Annotated in this window: 16 protein-coding genes and 1 tRNA gene; 7 read left to right on the top strand and 10 right to left on the bottom strand. The window is 65.7% G+C overall.

Features of this window, described 5'->3' with window-relative positions; translation table 11 throughout:
• Positions 1 to 25: 25 nt before the first annotated feature.
• Positions 26 to 1393, bottom strand: coding sequence for a hydrolase (locus IVA88_RS04195; protein WP_247496033.1), 1368 nt, complete (start codon positions 1391 to 1393; stop codon positions 26 to 28).
• 161 nt (positions 1394 to 1554) lie between these two features.
• Here IVA88_RS04195 and IVA88_RS04200 point away from each other — a divergent pair, with 161 nt between their 5' ends.
• Positions 1555 to 3243: an MFS transporter gene (locus IVA88_RS04200; RefSeq protein WP_247496034.1), complete on the top strand. Its 1689-nt coding sequence runs from the start codon at positions 1555 to 1557 to the stop codon at positions 3241 to 3243.
• A gap of 19 nt (positions 3244 to 3262) precedes the next feature.
• Here the strand turns inward: IVA88_RS04200 and IVA88_RS04205 are convergent, their stop codons facing one another.
• Both IVA88_RS04205 and IVA88_RS04210 read right to left on the bottom strand, forming a co-directional pair.
• Positions 3263 to 3478, bottom strand: a complete 216-nt coding sequence (locus IVA88_RS04205) for a hypothetical protein (protein ID WP_247496035.1) — start codon at positions 3476 to 3478, stop codon at positions 3263 to 3265.
• A gap of 181 nt (positions 3479 to 3659) precedes the next feature.
• Positions 3660 to 3986 carry a hypothetical protein gene (locus tag IVA88_RS04210; protein WP_247496036.1) on the bottom strand — a complete coding sequence of 109 codons (327 nt, stop codon included), beginning with the start codon at positions 3984 to 3986 and terminating at the stop codon, positions 3660 to 3662.
• Positions 3987 to 4239: 253 nt separating this feature from the next.
• Between IVA88_RS04210 and IVA88_RS04215 the strand changes: the two genes are divergently transcribed.
• Entirely contained in the window at positions 4240 to 5283 is a 1044-nt protein-coding gene (locus IVA88_RS04215) for a polysaccharide deacetylase family protein (RefSeq protein ID WP_247496037.1), read from the top strand.
• A 78-nt stretch (positions 5284 to 5361) separates the two neighbouring features.
• Here the strand turns inward: IVA88_RS04215 and IVA88_RS04220 are convergent, their stop codons facing one another.
• From IVA88_RS04220 to IVA88_RS04240, 5 genes are all read right to left on the bottom strand, one after another.
• On the bottom strand, positions 5362 to 5748 hold the full coding sequence (locus tag IVA88_RS04220; protein WP_247496038.1) for a hypothetical protein: 387 nt from the start codon (positions 5746 to 5748) through the stop codon (positions 5362 to 5364).
• Between the two features lie 252 nt (positions 5749 to 6000).
• A tRNA-Thr gene (locus tag IVA88_RS04225) sits at positions 6001 to 6076 on the bottom strand.
• A gap of 100 nt (positions 6077 to 6176) precedes the next feature.
• Complete coding sequence (locus IVA88_RS04230) at positions 6177 to 7964, bottom strand: heme biosynthesis HemY N-terminal domain-containing protein (RefSeq protein ID WP_247496039.1); 1788 nt, start codon at positions 7962 to 7964, stop codon at positions 6177 to 6179.
• Between the two features lie 35 nt (positions 7965 to 7999).
• The gene (locus tag IVA88_RS04235; RefSeq protein WP_247496040.1) at positions 8000 to 9265 is read right to left on the bottom strand and encodes a hypothetical protein; all 1266 of its coding nucleotides are present in this window, start codon (positions 9263 to 9265) and stop codon (positions 8000 to 8002) included.
• 65 nt (positions 9266 to 9330) lie between these two features.
• Positions 9331 to 10077 carry a uroporphyrinogen-III synthase gene (locus IVA88_RS04240; protein WP_247496041.1) on the bottom strand — a complete coding sequence of 249 codons (747 nt, stop codon included), beginning with the start codon at positions 10075 to 10077 and terminating at the stop codon, positions 9331 to 9333.
• 162 nt (positions 10078 to 10239) lie between these two features.
• On the opposite strand from IVA88_RS04240, the gene tsaD reads away from it, so the two are divergent.
• From tsaD to IVA88_RS04260, 4 genes are all read left to right on the top strand, one after another.
• On the top strand, positions 10240 to 11313 hold the full coding sequence (gene tsaD, locus IVA88_RS04245) for a tRNA (adenosine(37)-N6)-threonylcarbamoyltransferase complex transferase subunit TsaD (RefSeq protein WP_247496042.1): 1074 nt from the start codon (positions 10240 to 10242) through the stop codon (positions 11311 to 11313).
• A gap of 2 nt (positions 11314 to 11315) precedes the next feature.
• Entirely contained in the window at positions 11316 to 12296 is a 981-nt protein-coding gene (locus IVA88_RS04250; RefSeq protein ID WP_247496043.1) for an NAD(P)H-dependent glycerol-3-phosphate dehydrogenase, read from the top strand.
• A gap of 115 nt (positions 12297 to 12411) precedes the next feature.
• Positions 12412 to 13527: an alpha/beta hydrolase gene (locus IVA88_RS04255; protein WP_247496044.1), complete on the top strand. Its 1116-nt coding sequence runs from the start codon at positions 12412 to 12414 to the stop codon at positions 13525 to 13527.
• Between the two features lie 102 nt (positions 13528 to 13629).
• Positions 13630 to 14043, top strand: a complete 414-nt coding sequence (locus IVA88_RS04260; protein ID WP_247496271.1) for an EVE domain-containing protein — start codon at positions 13630 to 13632, stop codon at positions 14041 to 14043.
• A gap of 38 nt (positions 14044 to 14081) precedes the next feature.
• Here the strand turns inward: IVA88_RS04260 and IVA88_RS04265 are convergent, their stop codons facing one another.
• Entirely contained in the window at positions 14082 to 15176 is a 1095-nt protein-coding gene (locus IVA88_RS04265) for an adenylate/guanylate cyclase domain-containing protein (RefSeq protein ID WP_247496272.1), read from the bottom strand.
• A gap of 101 nt (positions 15177 to 15277) precedes the next feature.
• On the opposite strand from IVA88_RS04265, the gene IVA88_RS04270 reads away from it, so the two are divergent.
• A complete protein-coding gene (locus IVA88_RS04270) occupies positions 15278 to 15733 on the top strand; it encodes an SRPBCC family protein (RefSeq protein ID WP_247496045.1) in 456 nt (151 codons plus the stop codon).
• Positions 15734 to 15746: 13 nt separating this feature from the next.
• On the opposite strand, the gene IVA88_RS04275 is transcribed toward IVA88_RS04270, so the two are convergent.
• Positions 15747 to 16916 carry a DNA topoisomerase IB gene (locus tag IVA88_RS04275; protein WP_247496046.1) on the bottom strand — a complete coding sequence of 390 codons (1170 nt, stop codon included), beginning with the start codon at positions 16914 to 16916 and terminating at the stop codon, positions 15747 to 15749.
• Between the last annotated feature and the right edge of the window lie 280 nt (positions 16917 to 17196).

A 17196-nucleotide genomic window follows, 5' to 3' on the forward strand; every position in this document is an offset into this window, starting at 1 on the left:
CCGCAGAGGGGACGCAGGCAAATAGCTAGTAAGTCAGCTCGGCAATCGCAATGCTGTTCTCGGAGGCAGGCCAGGCGCGTGCCACAATCCGTTCTTCGTTGAATTGGGCCACGATGTTACGCCCGACCTCGCTGGCCGGAAGGCGCAGTGTTGCTGTCGAATCCGTGGGCACGCCCGATTTGACATCGGCCGGCTCCTTGCCGTCGAACAACACCACATCGCGCGGCAGGCCGAAATAGCCGCGCGGACGCGACATGATCACGACAGCCCCGGCGTCCTTATCGCCAGGCCCGAGCGGACGCGCGGCGCGCAGATGCACCACGTCGGACGAGCGCGGGAAGGGCGAGCGGTAGATGTGCGTCGTCGGCGCATCCGGTGATGCGAGGGCGAATTCGAGCGACCAGGAAGGCTCGGCCTGCATCGGCCCCCAGCGGCCGTCGGCGCCGGTCTTCGCGCTGTGCACGGCACCGCCCTTGCGCTCACCGGTTTCAGGATCGACGCGAAAGACGTCGACGGCTGCGCCGGCCACCGGCCGATTATTCGGCGCGCCGCCCGGCATGCCCGTCACGAGACCGCTCAGCCTCACGCCCTGGTCCGGCACAATCGCGATGCGCGCGGGCTCGCGGCCGGCGATGAACTTATAGATCTCACGGAAGGCCCGGGGGTGAAACGCCACCTCGCGATGATCGAGTGCGCCGAGCACGAGGTTGGTGGCCCCCTTCAACTCCGGACCTTCGACGTTGACGCCGGTCGGCGCGCCGGGCTTGCCGATGAAGCGGCCATCGGCTTGCGCGTATTTGTCCATGCCGTCGCTGCGCAAGGTGAGAAAGGCAACACCCGGCGTCACCTCGCTCTCGCCTTCGTTCAGGCCGCGCAGGAAGCTGCCTCGACCGTTGAACTCGCTGTTGGGCTGGTCGTCGGTCGCAAACACGCCGTGATTGGGCGTGCCGCACAGGACGGCGTGGCTGACATCGCCTGCGCCGCCGGCTCTGATCACGTTGCGGATCGCATAGCCGCCGCGCGAGCTGCCGACCAGCGCCACGCGGGCCGCGCCGGTGCTGCGCTTCAGCTCAGTGATGGCGGCGGCGAGCTCGCGGCGCTGGTCCTCGGTCGAGGAGCGGCCCGCCTGCTCGACCTTGTCGTCGCTCCGCGCCAACGGATCGGTGAAATTGATCGCCGCCATGCGGTCGCGCGCGATGCCGTTGGATTCCATCCGCCACAGGGTCGTCATCCAGAGTGCATCGTAATCGCCATTGCCATGGACGAACAGAATCGGAGGCATCTCACTGCGCGCGGCCTGCATGGGCTGGGCCAACGCGCCCGCCCGCAAGCTCGCAATTGCGAAAGGCAAGCTGCCAGCTCCTTGCAAGATCATCCGTCGCGACAGCTTCATATGTTCCTCCCCGGCAAAACCATTTCTTTGCACCGCGTATACCGGCCTAACCACTGGACAGCGAAGGACTTTCGCAGGCATCACTAAACTTGCCGGAATCACCCAAAGACCGCTCCAAGACCACTCCAAGATCACTTCTGCCAGCTCATTTGGAAGGGCATATGACCGAGCAGACGAACCGTCAGAAAATTGCCGCCGACGGCATCACCGCGCCGCTGCGGTACACCGTGTTCCGGCGCATCTGGCTCGCCAGCCTGCTCTCCAATCTTGGCCTGCTGATCCAGGGCGTGGGCGCCGCCTGGGCAATGACACAGATGGCGGCCTCGGCGGACAAGGTGGCGCTGGTGCAGACCGCCTTGATGCTGCCGATCATGCTGATCTCGATGCCGGCGGGCGCCATCGCCGACATGTATGACCGCCGCATCGTCACCCTGATCTCGCTCGCGATCGCGCTGACCGGCGCGAGCGCGCTCACGGTGCTGGCCGGACTGAACCTCATCACCCCGGAAACGTTGCTCGCCTTCTGCTTCGTCGTCGGCAGCGGCAACGCGCTGTTCGGTCCGGCCTGGCAGTCCTCGGTCAGCGAGCAGGTGCCGCCCGATGCATTGCCATCGGCAGTGGCGCTGAACGGCATCAGCTACAACATCGCGCGCAGCTTCGGTCCCGCGGTCGGCGGTGTCATCGTCGCCGCGCTCGGCGCGGTGGCGGCGTTTGCGTGTAATGCGATCCTCTATTTGCCGTTACTGGTGGTGCTGCTGCTCTGGCGGCGCAACACCGAGCCCTCGCGCCTGCCGCGGGAGAAGCTCAACCGCGCCATGGTGTCGGGCTTCCGCTACATCACCAATTCGCCTCCGATCAAGATCGTGCTGTTGCGCACGCTGGTGATGGGCCTGATTGGCGGTGCCATCATGGCGCTGATGCCGCTCGTCGCGCGCGATCTGCTGCATGGCGGCGCGCAGACCTACGGCATCATGCTCGGCGCTTTCGGCATGGGCGCAGTCGTCGGAGCACTCAATATCCACGAATTGCGCAAGCGCATGAGCGGCGAAGCCGCGATCCGCGCCTGCACCATATCGATGGCGTTTGCGATGGCCGCGCTTGCCGTGAGCACCGAGCCGGTGCTGACCGCGGCCGCGCTGGTGCTCGCCGGCGCGGTCTGGATGGCCGCCGTCGCGCTGTTCAATATCGGCGTGCAGCTCTCGGCGCCGCGCTGGGTCGCCGGGCGCTCGCTCGCGGCGTTCCAGGCCTCGATTTCCGGCGGCATCGCGATCGGCGCCTGGGGCTGGGGCCATCTCACCGACTATGCCGGCGTCGAGGTCGCGCTGCTGACGGCCGCCGGGCTGATGCTGATCTCGCCGGTGCTGGGGATCTGGCTCACGATGCCGCGCGTCGGCGCGCGCAACGAAGACGCCGACGTGCTGGCCGATCCGGAAGTCAAACTGCCGCTCACGGCGCGCAGCGGGCCGCTGGTGGTGGAGATCGAATACCGCGTCAGCCAAGAGAAAGCGCGCGCCTTTCACAACGTGATGCAGGACGTGCAGCTCTCACGCCAGCGCAACGGCGCCTATGGCTGGTCGATCGCGCGCGACATTGCCGATCCCGAATTGTGGACCGAGCGCTATCACTGTCCGACCTGGCTCGACTATCTGCGCCAGCGTAACCGCTCGACGCAGTCCGAACGCGCGCTGCATCAGGAGGCGATCGATTTCCACATCGGACCCGATCCGGTGCGGATTCGCCGCATGCTGGAGCGTCCGTTCGGCTCGGTGCGCTGGAACGAGGAGACGCCGGATCGCGCCGGCGCCGAGGTGCTGCCGGTGGTTGCGACCGCGGCGGGAAGCAGCACGTAGGTTCTGTCAGTCCGCAAACTTACTGCCCGTGGTCCGTCAGCACCTTGTCGCAGCCTTTGGTGAGCCGCGTACGGTTCTGCTTGAGGCAAGCAAGTACGGCGCCATCGCCATTGTTCATCACTGGACGGCAGAAGCGCGTGACATCGCGCGCGCAGGCGTCGTGTCCGGGCTGCTGTTGCGCAGACACGCTCGATGCGCCCAGAGTCAAACAAACAATGAAAAGAAATCTGGTCATCGCGCAATGCCTCTTACCCTGAAGATGTGCGGGCGAAGCTAGAGCGACGATCCCGAGGCCGCAACGGCTTTATTGACAGGCGGGCCTGCGCCGCCGCGTGGCTCCGGCATTCACGCCGGGGCACATCGCGAGGGGAGCTAACCGAGGCAACGACGCTATCGTTGCTGTTACTGACTGTCTCTTATTGACTGTCCTGGGCGTCAGCGACCTTGCGTGACGCGCCGCCCTTGGCGAGCTCCTTGTCCATCACGGTGCGGCAGCCGGCGCTCAGATCCGAACGATGCTTCATCATGCACGCCGTGATCTTCGGGATGTTCGGGATTTCCGACGAGCACAGGCGGAAGGCGTCGCCCGTGCACTGCTGCTGCGCTTCGGACGAGAAGGCGAAGCTCGAGCCGGTCGAGGCGATCGACAGGATGGCCGCAAAGCCCAGGGCCAGGCTGGTGTCGCGGATCTTGTTGCTCAGGGACTTGGTGTTCAGAGACTTGGTGTTCAGAGACTTGGTCATTTGAAGCTCCCATTGGCACCGCTGGAAGCGGGCCCGTTGTTGATGGGAACGACAATGCTCCAGCAAAACAGTTTCCACTGTGATGACGGTCACGGGAGGGGCATCCTCTGTGATCTCGGTCACTTTGGCGCACCTCGCTGAAATTCCTCCGCATCCGCTGTCGTGTTGGTGTCACGTTAACTGTTCCTTCGCATTAATGGCTCGTCGAGCGGGAAATTCCGCCGGTTTGGTTGCGTAATTGGAAAGAATAGCGATGCGTAATGCGTTGGGCCTGATGCTGGCCAGTGTAGTTGCGGCGGTCGTGATTGCCGCCGGCGGTTGGTTTTATTATTCCTCGCGCGCCGATCAGGCCGCTCCCAAGACAGTTGCCGCCCGTGCCGCCGATCAATTGTCGGCACAGGCGAAGCTCGCCGCCCGGGATGACGTCGAGACCACAGCGGCGCTCGTCGGCAAGCCGGCGGCACCTGCTCCGGCGCCCGCCCCGGCCATGCCGGTGCAGCAGAAATCGACCTGCGCCAATCCCAACGCGCTCGGCGTCTCCCGCGTGGTCGAGATCGACAGCACTGGCGGCCCGGGCTTCGGCTTCGACCATTTCAAGCAGTTCGATTTTCTCACCGACAAGGAAGTCGTGCTGACCTTCGACGACGGTCCCTGGCCGGTGAACACGCCCGCCGTGCTGAAGGCGCTCGCAGATGAATGCACCAAGGGCCTGTTCTTCTCGGTCGGCAAGCATGCGACCTACCATCCGGAAATCCTGCGCCAGGTGCTGGCCCAGGGCCATACGGTCGGCGCCCACACCTGGTCGCACGTCAATCTGAACGGCAAGAAGATGACGGAGCAAATGGCCAAGGACGAGGTCGAGAAGGGCTTCAGCGCAGTACGATTCGCGCTCGGCACCAATCCGGCGCCGTTCTTCCGCTTCCCGCAGCTTCAGCACAATCCGGCGATGGTGAGCTATTTCGGCACCCGCAACGTCGCGATGTTCTCGACCGACATCGACTCCTTCGACTTCAGGAAGGGCGCGACGCCGGAGAAGATCATCGAGACCGTCATGACCAGGCTCGACAAGCTCGGCAAGGGCATCATTCTGATGCACGACTTCCAGAAGCACACCGGCGAAGCCATGCCCGCGCTGCTCGCGCGGCTCAAGGCCGGCGGTTACAAGATCGTGCAGATGAAGGCCAAGACGACCTTCCAGACGTTGCCGGAATATGACGAGGCACTGCTCAAGGACCTGAAGGTGCCGACCTCGAGCGCGCGTCCAATCGGGAGCGTGGTGCAGACGGTTTCGCAGTAGCGCGCCCGATCAGATCCAAAATCATTATGTCATGGCCGGGCTTGTCCCGGCCATGTGCTTTTGGGGACCAATGATTCCCTACCAGTAAATGCCGTGGCGATGCAGCTCGCTGATGATGCGGCCTTCGGTCCAGGTGCGCTTGTGCTTCGGCTTGTCCGCCTTTGCGGTGGTCTTCGCGGCGGGCTGGGTCGTCGCAGCGGGCGCTGAAGTCGTCGTGGTCGTGGGTGTGGCGGTTGCCGCAGGCGCAGCAAGCGAAACCACCGGCGGGCGATCGAGATATTTCGGAGCTTCGGCGGCTGGCACGGCTTCGCTTACCTGCGTCGGTGCGGCGGCAAGCGCCGGCGCCGTTTGCTGAACCGAAGCCGGCTCGTTCACCGCGGACAGCGACAGGCTGCGCGGGCCTTCGGCCTGGGCCGATGCAGAGACCAGCACCATGGCGGCGGCCACCAGAATGATCTTGCGCATATGAAATATCTCCCCGTGTTTGGCGTGAACGGGACACTAGGGGAGCCGATCGCGAGTTTATGTGATCACGATCACCATCAAGGAAGTCGACGACGGCATTTGGCTCGTCAGCTTCATGCACTATGATCTGGGATACTTCGACCTGGAGCAGAAAACCCTGCAACCCCCTCGACAACCCGTTCGGCACGAGGTTGTCACCCATCTCTTAGGTACGACCTGTTACCGATGTCTCCGGGCCGGACATTTGAGCGCTGGTGCCGCAAGAGGGATTCGAACCCCCGACCCCGTCATTACGAATGACGTGCTCTACCAACTGAGCTATTGCGGCGAACCCTGCCGGGGCCTGCGCGAGGCCGGTCCCGATACGCGCGCTCCTGATATCGGGCATGGCCCGAATTGGCAAGGTGGAGCCGGCTTCGAAATGCCGCTCACCCGCCCCAGCGAGACCAGAATCCGCGCCAGCCGCCGGCCTGGGCCTTTGCATGGTCCTTGGGCGTGCCGATTTGTTCCGTAAATTCATCGCTCGGACCCTCGTCATCGATTCCGGGATCGTCCGGGGCGCGAATGATCGGGATGACGGCGGGAATAGGCGCTGGTGCAGGCTTGCCGAGGTCGGCGCGGGTCCGGAACACCGGCGTTGCCGCCGCCGGCGATGATTCGGCGGGTTCAGGGGCCGGTTTGATCGGCTCGGCGGCCGTGACGACCGGCTCGTCCTGCGTGGTTTCCTTGGCGGTCTCCCTGACGGCTTCCTTGGCCTCAAGGGGCGGCGAATTGTCCTGCGGGGCCGGTACCGGGTCCGGCGCCGTTACAGGCGGTTCCGCCGGGCTTTCGCTCGGCGCCGCGGTCACTCGCTTCGGCGGCGGAGCCGCCAGCATGGCTTCCTCGAACGCCGAGGATTCGATCATGTCGCCCTTGCCGGAAGGAAGACTCGCGACCGGCGTCTGCCACTGGAAGGCGTCAAGGCGGCCGGTAACCGGGGACACCGGACGCCAGCGGTCGCTGACATAGCCGTCGGCGGTCCAGGCAGGATCATGGCGGGCGCGCACCGCGCGCAAGGTCCAGGCGCGGGCCCGGCCGCCGTCACCATGCTCGGTGCGCTCGATCTCCGCCATCAGCAGCGCCACGCGCTGGGTCGGATCGTTGACGTAAGGCGCCAGCACCGCGCGCGCACGGGCGAACTCGGATGCATCGATCGCGGCGCGCGCGATCGCCAGTTGGCCCTCGACATGGCCGGCCTTGTCGGCAGGAATCTTGGCGGCAAGCGTCTCGACCCGTTGCAAGCGCTGCCGCGCGGAATCGCCGAGCTTCACATGCGCATAGGCATCCGCAAGATCAGGATGCGGATTGGCGAGCCAGGCGGCTTCCACCAGCTTCATGGCACGGCGCACCTGATGCGCCTCGCTCTCGAATTTTGCAGCGAGCACTGCAGCGGGGACCAGGGTCGGCGCGAGCTTGATCGCCTCCATCACGCTCTCGCGCGCGAGGTCGCGGTCCATGGTTTCCAATTCCAGCGCGCGTGCGGCGAGCAGGACACCGCGCTGGCGGCGATAGGCCTGCTTGTCGATCGGGCCCGCCGACAGATTCGAATCGAGGAGCGCGAGCGCGCCGCTCCAGTCGCCGCGCGCGCAGCGGAAGCCGAGCACCGCATGCGAGGCCCAGGTCGAGGACGGCGACAGCTTGATCGCTTCCTCGGCGATCATCACCGCGCCGACCGCATCGTCGGCGCGCTGCGCCTCGATGAACAGGCCGCGAAGACCGAGCAGGCGCGTGTCCTCGCGCTCGGCCATGACACGGAAGACGCGCTGGGCCTCGTCGCGATTGCCCTCGAGCTGGGCCGATTGTGCATGCAGGAGAAGCGCGAGCGGATCGTTTGCGGCCAGCCGCCGCGCGGTGTCGGCGTGGCGGCGAGCAAGCGCAGTGTCGCCATGGCCGATCGCAAGCAGGCCGTGGGTGATGGCGTGGCGGCCGCGGGCGTGACGCTTCTCATGACGACGGCGGCGCAGACGCCCCGGAGCGCGCAAGGTCATCGTCAGCAGACTCCAGACGAGCACGACTGCCGCGGCAAAGAGGCCAAGCAAGAACACGAATCTGGGAAGCGTCGTCGTGGCGCGGAAAGCGCCCGCGGTCAGGACGAGCTCTCCGGGCTGGTCGGCAACCCAGGCCGCGCCAGCCGCCGCGAGCGCGATCAAGACGAGGAAGAGGACGATGCGAAGCATGACGATCCCTATACGCGCTGATTATTGCGCGAACCTTATTGACCAGGCTTGACGAGATCCGCCATGGCGCCGTCGGCGAATTTGCGTGAGGCGGCGAGCGCGGCATCACGGGCATCGGCCTTGTCGAGCCAGGCTTGCGCCGGTGCACGATCGGCTTCGGACAGCGTCTTCAGCTCGCGCCGCGCCTCGGCGAAATCGTTGCGCAACGCAGCCGCCGTTGCCCGCGCGACGATGGCGCCGCGGTCGTTGCCGACCCCGTCGGTACGCTCGATGCGGACGAGTTTTGACGCCCCCGCCTGAAGACGCTCGACGATGCCGGTGCCGTTGGCCGGGGCTTCCGGCGGCGGCGACAATTTTGGCACGATGTTGAGGAGCTCGCGACTGAGCGCCACCGGCGTCGGAATGCCTGACGCTGCGAAGGTGTCGAGCGGCTTCAGCATGTCCGGCTTTGCTGCCAGCGACCGTGCCGCGGCAAGTTGCGATTCGTAAGCGTCGCCGTGGCGAACGGCGACGTCGAGCAGGGCCGCCGCCACCACATGGCGCAACGGCTTGTCGTCCATCGTCTTTGTGTCGGCGATCTTCTCGCTCTGCTGCGCGAGCTCGGCACGGTCGGTCTTGCGCTCGAGCTGCGCGAGGCGGTCGTTGAGGGCGGCAAGATCGGGCGCGGCAGCGCGCGGCGCCGATTTCGCGTCGTTCAGGGCGCTCGCGGTGTTGTCGGACTGCGCGCGCAGATTGGCGATGTCGCTGCGCAGGCTCGTTGCGGATTTCTCCAGCGCATCGATCCGCGCCACCAAGGCCGGATCAGCGGCAGGCTTGCCCGCCTTGGCTTCGACCGCGGCCACGCGCCCGCTCAGCGCGTCGATGGTTGCGCCGGTCACTTGCGGAGCGGCCGGCGGCGCCTGCACCGCGGGCCAGCCCAGCATCCAGCCGACCGCGATCACAATTGCGGCTGCGACCGCGCCGGAGAACGGCGCGATAACCCAAGGTGAAATCGACGGCGATACCGACGCGGACGCAACGGAAGACCGCTCCTCGGCAGGTTCGGGCTGCGGCTCGGCATCAGCTTCTTCAGACTTGGCTTCTTCAGACTTGGCTTCTTCAGATTTGGCCTCTTCAGACTTGCTTTCTTCAGACTTGGCCTGCTCAGGCGCGGCCTGCTCGGACGCCGCCCCCGGCTCGCCCGCCACCTCCTGCGGCTGGGTCGAGACTTCGGTTGCCTCGAGGTCGATGGTGGGCGGGGTGCGCTTGGCACGGCTGGACCCGGGAGCCAATCCTGCGTCTTCAGGCTTGTCGTCGGCCATCGTGACGGTTCCTCACACTTGCATGCCCTAAACGGATTCGATTGCGTCGAATTCGGCCCGACCTCTTACGCCAAACGGGTGCGCAAAGCACGCTCCAAGGTGTCAAATAAGGCATTTTCCTCCGGCGCCGCGGCCACCAGAACCTGCGAGGCACCGGCCTCGCGCAGCACGCCTGCGACCGTCTCGGACAGGCAGCATTGCGGGATGGCCAGAGCCGAGATTTCGACGCCTTCGTCGCGCGCGGCCTCCAGGAAAGCCCGCGCGCTGCGGCGGGAGTAATGCAGCACCGCCTCGATTCCATGGGCGGCAAAGCCCTCACAGACCTCGCGCGGCAACAGCTTGACCGGGGCCATGCGATAGGTCGTCTGCGTGACGACGTTGATACCTTCGGCGCCCAGCTCACCGCTCAGGTCGCGCGACAGATCCGCGCCCGCGAGATAAAGCAACGTGCTCTTTTTCTTCAGCCGCTTGTCGCGGGCGCTCTGCACCAGCTTGTCGCGCAAGGCCGCGGCATCGCCGCCGGCGACGACCACCTCGGCAAAGCCGGCGTCACGCGCGGCGGCGGCCGTGTGCTCGCCGACTGCGAACAGCGGCAGCTTCAGCAGGCCAAGGTCCGGCAATTGCGGCGCGACGGCACGGATGGCATTGGCCGATGTGACAATGACGGCGCTGTAGCTCGTTTCACTCTCGTCATGGAAGGCGACCGGCTCGAACTTGAGCACCGGCGCGAGCAGCACCGCATGCCCCCGTGCACGCAGATTTTCCGCCGTCGCCTCATTGTCGGGATGCGGCCGTGTGACAAGAATGGACATCGCTTGTGTTCCCGAACCACGTGGCGGTGGCGCTTTCACGAGGATGGCCGCGCGTGGCGATTGCGCAAGCCGACCCCGGAATGCTACCGGACGTACCAGAACTCTGCTTTGCGGATGAGCGCAAGGGGCTGAGAAGGGCGCAAATTGGATAACAATTCGCCAATGCTGGTGCTGGGTATCGAAACCACCTGCGACGAGACCGCCGCGGCCGTAATTGAGCGTGCGCCTGACGGCAGCGGCAAGATCCTGTCCAATATCGTACGCTCGCAGATCGAGGAGCATGCCCGTTTCGGCGGCGTGGTGCCGGAAATCGCGGCCCGCGCTCATGTCGACCTGCTCGACGGCATCATCGACCGCGCCATGCACGAGGCCGGCATCGACTTCGCCCAGCTCAATGGTGTCGCGGCCGCGGCGGGGCCGGGACTGATTGGTGGCGTCATCGTCGGGCTCACCACCGCGAAGGCGATCGCGATGGTGCACGACACGCCCCTGGTCGCGGTGAACCATCTGGAAGCGCATGCGCTGACGCCCCGCCTGACCGACGCACTCGAATTCCCCTATTGCCTGTTCCTCGCCTCAGGCGGCCATACCCAGATCGTCGCCGTTACCGGCGTCGGCCAATATGTGCGACTCGGCACCACCGTCGACGATGCGATCGGCGAGGCTTTCGACAAGGTCGCGAAAATGCTGGGCCTGCCCTATCCGGGCGGCCCAAAGGTCGAACGCGCGGCAGCAAGCGGCGATCCGGCGCGATTTGCGTTTCCGCGGCCGATGCAGGGACGCCCCGACGCCAATTTCTCGCTATCGGGATTGAAGACGGCGGTGCGCAACGAAGCGAGCCGGCTAGCTGAGATCACGCCGCAGGACGTCAGCGATCTCTGCGCGAGCTTTCAGGCCGCCGTGCTCGACTCCACCGCCGACCGGTTGAGCGTCGGTCTGAAACTTTTCCGCGAGCAGTTCGGCGCGCCGCGTGCGCTGGTGGCGGCCGGCGGCGTCGCCGCCAATCAAGCGATCCGCGGCGCCCTGCATGATGTCGCGAGGAAAGCCGGAACACAATTGATCATGCCGCCGCCGGCGCTCTGCACCGACAATGGCGCAATGATCGCCTGGGCGGGCGCCGAACGTCTCGCACTCGGCATGACCGACACGATGGAAGCACAGCCGCGCGCGCGCTGGCTGCTCGATGCGAACGCGACGGCACCGGCCGGGTACGGCAAGACGCGGGCTGGATACTAGCAATGACAGCGTTCCAATCCGTTGCGGTGGTTGGAGCCGGCGCCTGGGGCACAGCGCTGGCGACGGTGGCGGCGCGGGCCGGACGGAACGTGACGCTGTGGGCGCGCAATCCCGAGCACGCGACGCGAATCGGATCGACCCGCGACAATCCGCGGCTGCCGGGCGTGCGGCTTGCGCCGGAGATCATGGTGACGAGCGATCTCGCCATGGCGGCACGCGCCGATATGCTGCTGATCGCAACGCCGGCGCAGCATCTGCGCGGCGCCGTCAACATGTTGGCCTCGCATCTGACAGCACCAACGCCAATCGTCGCCTGCGCCAAGGGCATCGAGCACGGCACCCATAAATTTATGACCGACGTGATCGTCGAGGCCGCGCCTCACGCGCAGCCGGCGATCCTGTCGGGCCCAAGCTTTGCCGACGATGTCGCGCGTGGCCTGCCGACTGCGGTCACGCTGGCGGCGAGGGAAGAAGCGCTGGCGAGCCACCTGGTGCAGGCGCTGGGCTCGGCGACCTTCCGGCCCTATCACACGACCGATGTCCGCGGCGTCGAGATCGGCGGCGCGGCCAAGAACGTGCTGGCGATCGCCGCCGGCATCGTGGTCGGCCGCAACCTCGGCGCTTCCGCTCTCGCCGCGCTGACCACACGCGGCTTCAGCGAGCTGGCACGGCTCGGCCGCGCTTGCGGCGCGCGCACGGAAACGCTCTCCGGCCTCTCCGGCCTCGGCGACCTGCTCCTGAGCTGTTCGACCGCGCAATCGCGCAATTTCGCGCTCGGTATTGCGCTCGGTCGCGGCGAGGCGGCGCCGGCGGGCAAGCTTGCTGAAGGTGCATTCACTGCGCCGGTGCTGGTCGAGCTCGCGGCCGCGCGGGACGTCGATATGCCGGTCTCTCAAGCGGTGGCCGCCATCCTGGATGGCAGGTTGACGATTGACGCCGCGATCGAAAGGCTGCTGACACGGCCGTTCAAGGCCGAGGAATGACGGCGGCCGTCGCCTCGCAGGTGGTACTTCACGACCCGTGCACGCTGGTCTAGCCTAGCGGCACACCGCAGGATCCCGGTCCAACAATAACGAAACGGATCCAGGGGAAGAACGCATGCGCAAACCGCATCAGGCGCTCGTTTCGATTGCCATCATCGCACTCGCCGCTGTCAGTATACCGACCGCGGCCCGCGCCGAGGCCGCACTATCCTACGACGAACTTGCCAAGAGCGAGGCGGCGGCCAACGCCGACAACGGCAAGCGGGTCGTCCCCGTCAAGTCGATCGCCAATCCCACCAATGACGTCAGCTCCGACATGCAGGCCATGATCGGCGCGCCCTTTCCGCCGCACTTCAATGCGGACCCGAAGACCCCAGCGGAATGGAAAGAACTGATCGATCGCCGCGCAAAACTGTCGATATCAGGCATTCCGGCAATGAAGGAAAAGCTCGGCGTCAAGGTCGAGGAGACCAAAATCGCCGGTGTGCACTGCTTCATCGTCACGCCGAACAAGATCTCACCCGAGAACCGGCAACGCCTTTTGGTCCACGTCCATGGCGGCGGCTATGTGTTCGGCCCCGGCGAAGCCGCGCTGCCTGAAGCGATCATGATGGCGGGGTTTGGCGGCTTCAAAGTGATGTCGGCCGACTACCGCATGCCGCCCGACTTCCCTTATCCCGCCGCGATGGACGATGCGATGGCGGTCTGGAAGGAGGTCACCAAGACGCACGACGCCCGTCGGATGGCGATCTTCGGGACGTCGACGGGCGGCGCGATGACGCTGGCGATGGTGCTGCGGGCCAGGGACGAGAAGCTGCCGAAGCCGGCGGCGATCGCACCGGGCACGCCGTGGTCCGACATCGACAAGGTCGGCGACACCTACGCCAGCAATGAGTGGGTCGACAACGTGCTGGTGACCTGGGACGGTTGGCTCGGCCGCGCCGCAAAGCTGTACGCCAACGGGACGGACCTGAAAAATCCCTACATCTCGCCGATCTACGGTGACTTCAAAGGCTTCCCGCCGACCATCCTGACGTCGGGCACGCGCGATCTGTTCCTCAGCAACACCGTTCGCACGCATCGCAAATTGCGTCGCGCCGGCGTGATTGCCGATCTCAACGTCTACGAGGGGCAATCCCACGCGCAGTACCAGTTCAACATCAATGCGCCGGAGACCAGGGAAGCCTTCACTGACATCGCGAGATTCTTCGATCGATATCTGAAGGAATGAGCGTTGGGTTTGGCGTCGGATACCCGCGCTTGTCGCAGGCATCCGACGCGCTATAACATCGCAACACGCGAGATGGCGTATCTGATATTGGGGCAAGTTGCGATGAACTACTGGCTGGTGAAATCCGAACCGTCGGTGTGGTCCTGGGACCAGCAGGTGGCGAAGGGCGCCAAGGGCGAAGCCTGGACCGGCGTGCGCAATTACACCGCGCGCCAGAGTCTCGTCGCCATGAAGAAAGGCGACAAGGCGTTCTTCTATCATTCCAACGAAGGCAAGGAGATCGTCGGCATCGCGGAGATCATCAAGGAAGCCTATCCCGATCCGACCGACAAGACCGCAAAATTCGTCTGCGTCGACATCAAGGCCGACAAGCCGTTGAAGATGCCGGTGACGATGGCTGCGATCAAAGCCGAGAAGAAGCTCGCCGATATGGCGCTGGTGAAGTATTCGCGCCTCTCGGTGCAGCCGGTGACGGCCGAGGAATGGAAGCTCGTCTGCAAGATGGGTGGGATGTAGTTGCTACGTAGCCCGGATTACGCTTCGCTGCATTTGCGCTACGATATCCGAGCTTGCGTCTCCGGCAGCGCAAACACCTCGCATGGCGAGGCGATGCCGCGCAGCGAATGCGATCCAAGCGCGATGAGAGGCATGTCCGTCTCCGCGGCGAGCGCGCCCGACACCAGCACGGTCCTTTGGAGCGGCTTGCACAATCCTTCGAGCCGGCTGGCGAGATTGACGGCGGGACCGATCGCCGTGAAATCGAGCCGGTTGGCGGCGCCGATATTGCCCCACAGCATCTCACCGAGATGCAGCGCCGTGCCGAACCCGAGCGGCGGCAGACCTTGAGCACGGCGTTCCGCGTTGAGATACGCCATCCCGGCTTCGGCCGCACCGGCGGCACGCAGAGCCGCATCGCACGCGTGGCGCGGTGACGCCTCGAGCACCGGAAAAATTGCCAGCACGCCGTCGCCGATGAATTTCAGCACCTCGCCGCCGAAGGCGTGAACCGCGCCGGCAATGCGATCGAACCAGGCGTCGAGCGCCGCGATGACGTCGGCAGGTGGCGTGGTTTCCGACAGGGACGTGAAATCGCGCAAGTCCGCATAGAGCAGCGCGGCCTGTATGGTCTCGCCGAGATCGCGGCGCAGGGGTGCCGCCAGGACTCGCTCTGCGCTGCGCTTGCCGAGATAGGCATCCAACGTCGCGCGCAACGTTGCACGCGCGGCAAGCACCGCAAGGGGGGTCGCGGCAAAGCGCGCGGCTTGGCGCAATTGCTCGATCTCGTCTGCGGTGAAGGGACGCGGCCCGATCCAGCCGAGCAACGGCCCGTCGGGCCGTCCGACCGCGTCTTCGTGCACCTCACCGTCCGCGACGTCGCGAAGCCAGCGGCGGCCGGCATCGTTCGGCGAATCGGGCGCGAGGCCGCCAGGTACGAAGCCGAGCGCTTCGATCACCCGACCGTTCCCCGCGCGCCACAACCAGGTCCGCTTCGCGATCAGCGGATGTGGCACCTCCAGCGTCAGGCTGCCTGCCGCGAGCGGCAGGCCGTCGGCGACCAGATGTGCGCCGAGTTCCGCGAGCAGGCGGTCGGCCCCGGCGCTATCGGCGGCGGCATCGACAAGCCAGGCGAGCGTCGGCGAGAGCTGCATGGCCCGATCATGACGAAGGCAGACCGTCTTTGTCACGGCCAATCCTTGACGGGCCGCTCGCGCGCCGCCATGTCCCAGTGTCAGCCCAGGGATGATCGCCGATGACCGAACCGTTCATAGTGCGACGCGAGACCCAGATCGCGGCCCCACGCGCCACCGTTTTCGCTTACCTGACCGACCCCGAGAAGATTTTGAGCTGGATGGGTTCCGACGCGACCACGGAGCCGCATCCCGGCGGGCTGTATCTGCTCAAAGGCATCGGCCCCCGCGGCGGCGTCGCCCGCGGCGCGTTTCGCGAAGTCGTGCCGGTGCATCGCCTCGCCTACACATTCGGATGGGACGGCGGCCAGGAAGTGCCGCCCGGCTCGAGCCTGATCGAGATCGACCTGATCGAACGCGACGGCGGCACGTTGCTGCGCATGACCCATAGCGGGCTGCCAACCGAGGAACAGGCTGCCGCACACGCGACGGGATGGGCGCATTATCTGGGGCGGCTCACGACCGCAGCCGCGGGCGGCGATCCCGGTCCCGACCGGGGCGTTTCCAACAAGGCGTAGCGACGGGAGAAAGTCAGACAGCCGCGGTCGCCACCACCTGCTGCAGAAGTTGCTCGCGCCTGGCCTGCGAACGCTGGCCCTTCATGGTCGCGGCGAAGCGTTCGAGGATGCCGTCCTCGAACGCGGTGACGATGGTGTCGTGGACATAGCTCTTGCGGCAGATCGCCGGCGTGTTGGAGAGCTGATCGGCGGCGCCGCGAATCGCCTCCAGCACCTGCTTCTTGCGCCCGCGCTGGCTCGTCGCTGGCGTGATCCGCGACAGCGATTCCACGACGACGGCCGAGGCCATCAGCGTGCGGAAATCCTTCAGCGAGATCTTGATGCCGGCGATCTCGCGCAGAAACGCGTTCACCTGCGTGGTGCTAACCGCGCGCACGACGCCGTAGGCATCGCGATACTGGAACATGCGCTTGCCGGGAACGCCTTGCAGAATGCCGATGGCACGCACGAGCTTGGCCGCGTCGCACTCCTTGCGCACCGCCTTGCCGCCCTTCGCCTTGAAGGTCAGCACCAAGCTGTCGTCTTCCAGCGAGACATTGGACTTCAGCAGCGTGGTGGCCCCGCGGGTGCCGTTGAGACGGGCGTAGGATTCATTGCCGGGGCGGATCGCGGTGCGCGCAATCAATTCGATCACCGCCGAGAGCGCGAACTCGCGGGTCGGCTCGTCCCCCGACAGGAACGCCGAGACCTTGCGGCGGATCTTTGGCAGCGCGCCGACGAGCTTCTCCAGCCGATGCGCCTTGCGCTGCTCGCGGACCTTCTCCCAGTCGGCGTGATAGCGATATTGCAGCCGGCCCGCGGCATCGCGTCCCACCGCCTGGAGATGCGTGCTCGGATCGGCCGAGTAGCGCACTTCGCGATAGGCCGGCGGCACCGCCATCGAATGCAGCCGCCGGATGGTGCGGGCGTCACGGATATGCGCGCCGTTGGGACGGACGAAGGAATAGCCCTTTCCGCGCCGGATGCGGCGGATAGTCAGCTCGTTCTGGTCGCCGAGCCGTAGGCCCAGTTCCTTGGCGAGGGCCTCGACGGTTGCCGCAGGCGACGTGTCGAACGCTTTTTTCGGGCTGAGACGGCTGGAACCCGCCGGTTTCGGCCATTGTCCCAGGGCTTTGGCCAACGCAATGGCTGCAGGATCGGCTGAAGCGGGCCGCATCGTCCCGAGATTCTGCTGATCCATCATAGTCTTAAGCCTTAGCCCTGTTTGTTATCGTCAATGCCGCTGTTCTGATTTTTGTTCCAAGGGGTCTCGTTGGACCCGGGTTGGCCATTTAGGGTGTTCCGAACCGTATTGCGAGTCCCGAATCAGTGAGAGACGGTTGCTAAATACCTCTTCCGGGCGCATGGGGCTCTGCGCGGGGCCTGTTCTGAGGATCGGGGTAAAGACCCCAAAGCCGCCCGTCGCCCCTTTCAGAACTGCGACAGTCGGACGGAGCGGCTTGATCCTCCGCATGGCCGGCTGC

The sequence above is a fragment of the Bradyrhizobium sp. 149 genome, from assembly GCF_023073915.1.
Classification (GTDB): Bacteria; Pseudomonadota; Alphaproteobacteria; order Rhizobiales; family Xanthobacteraceae; genus Bradyrhizobium.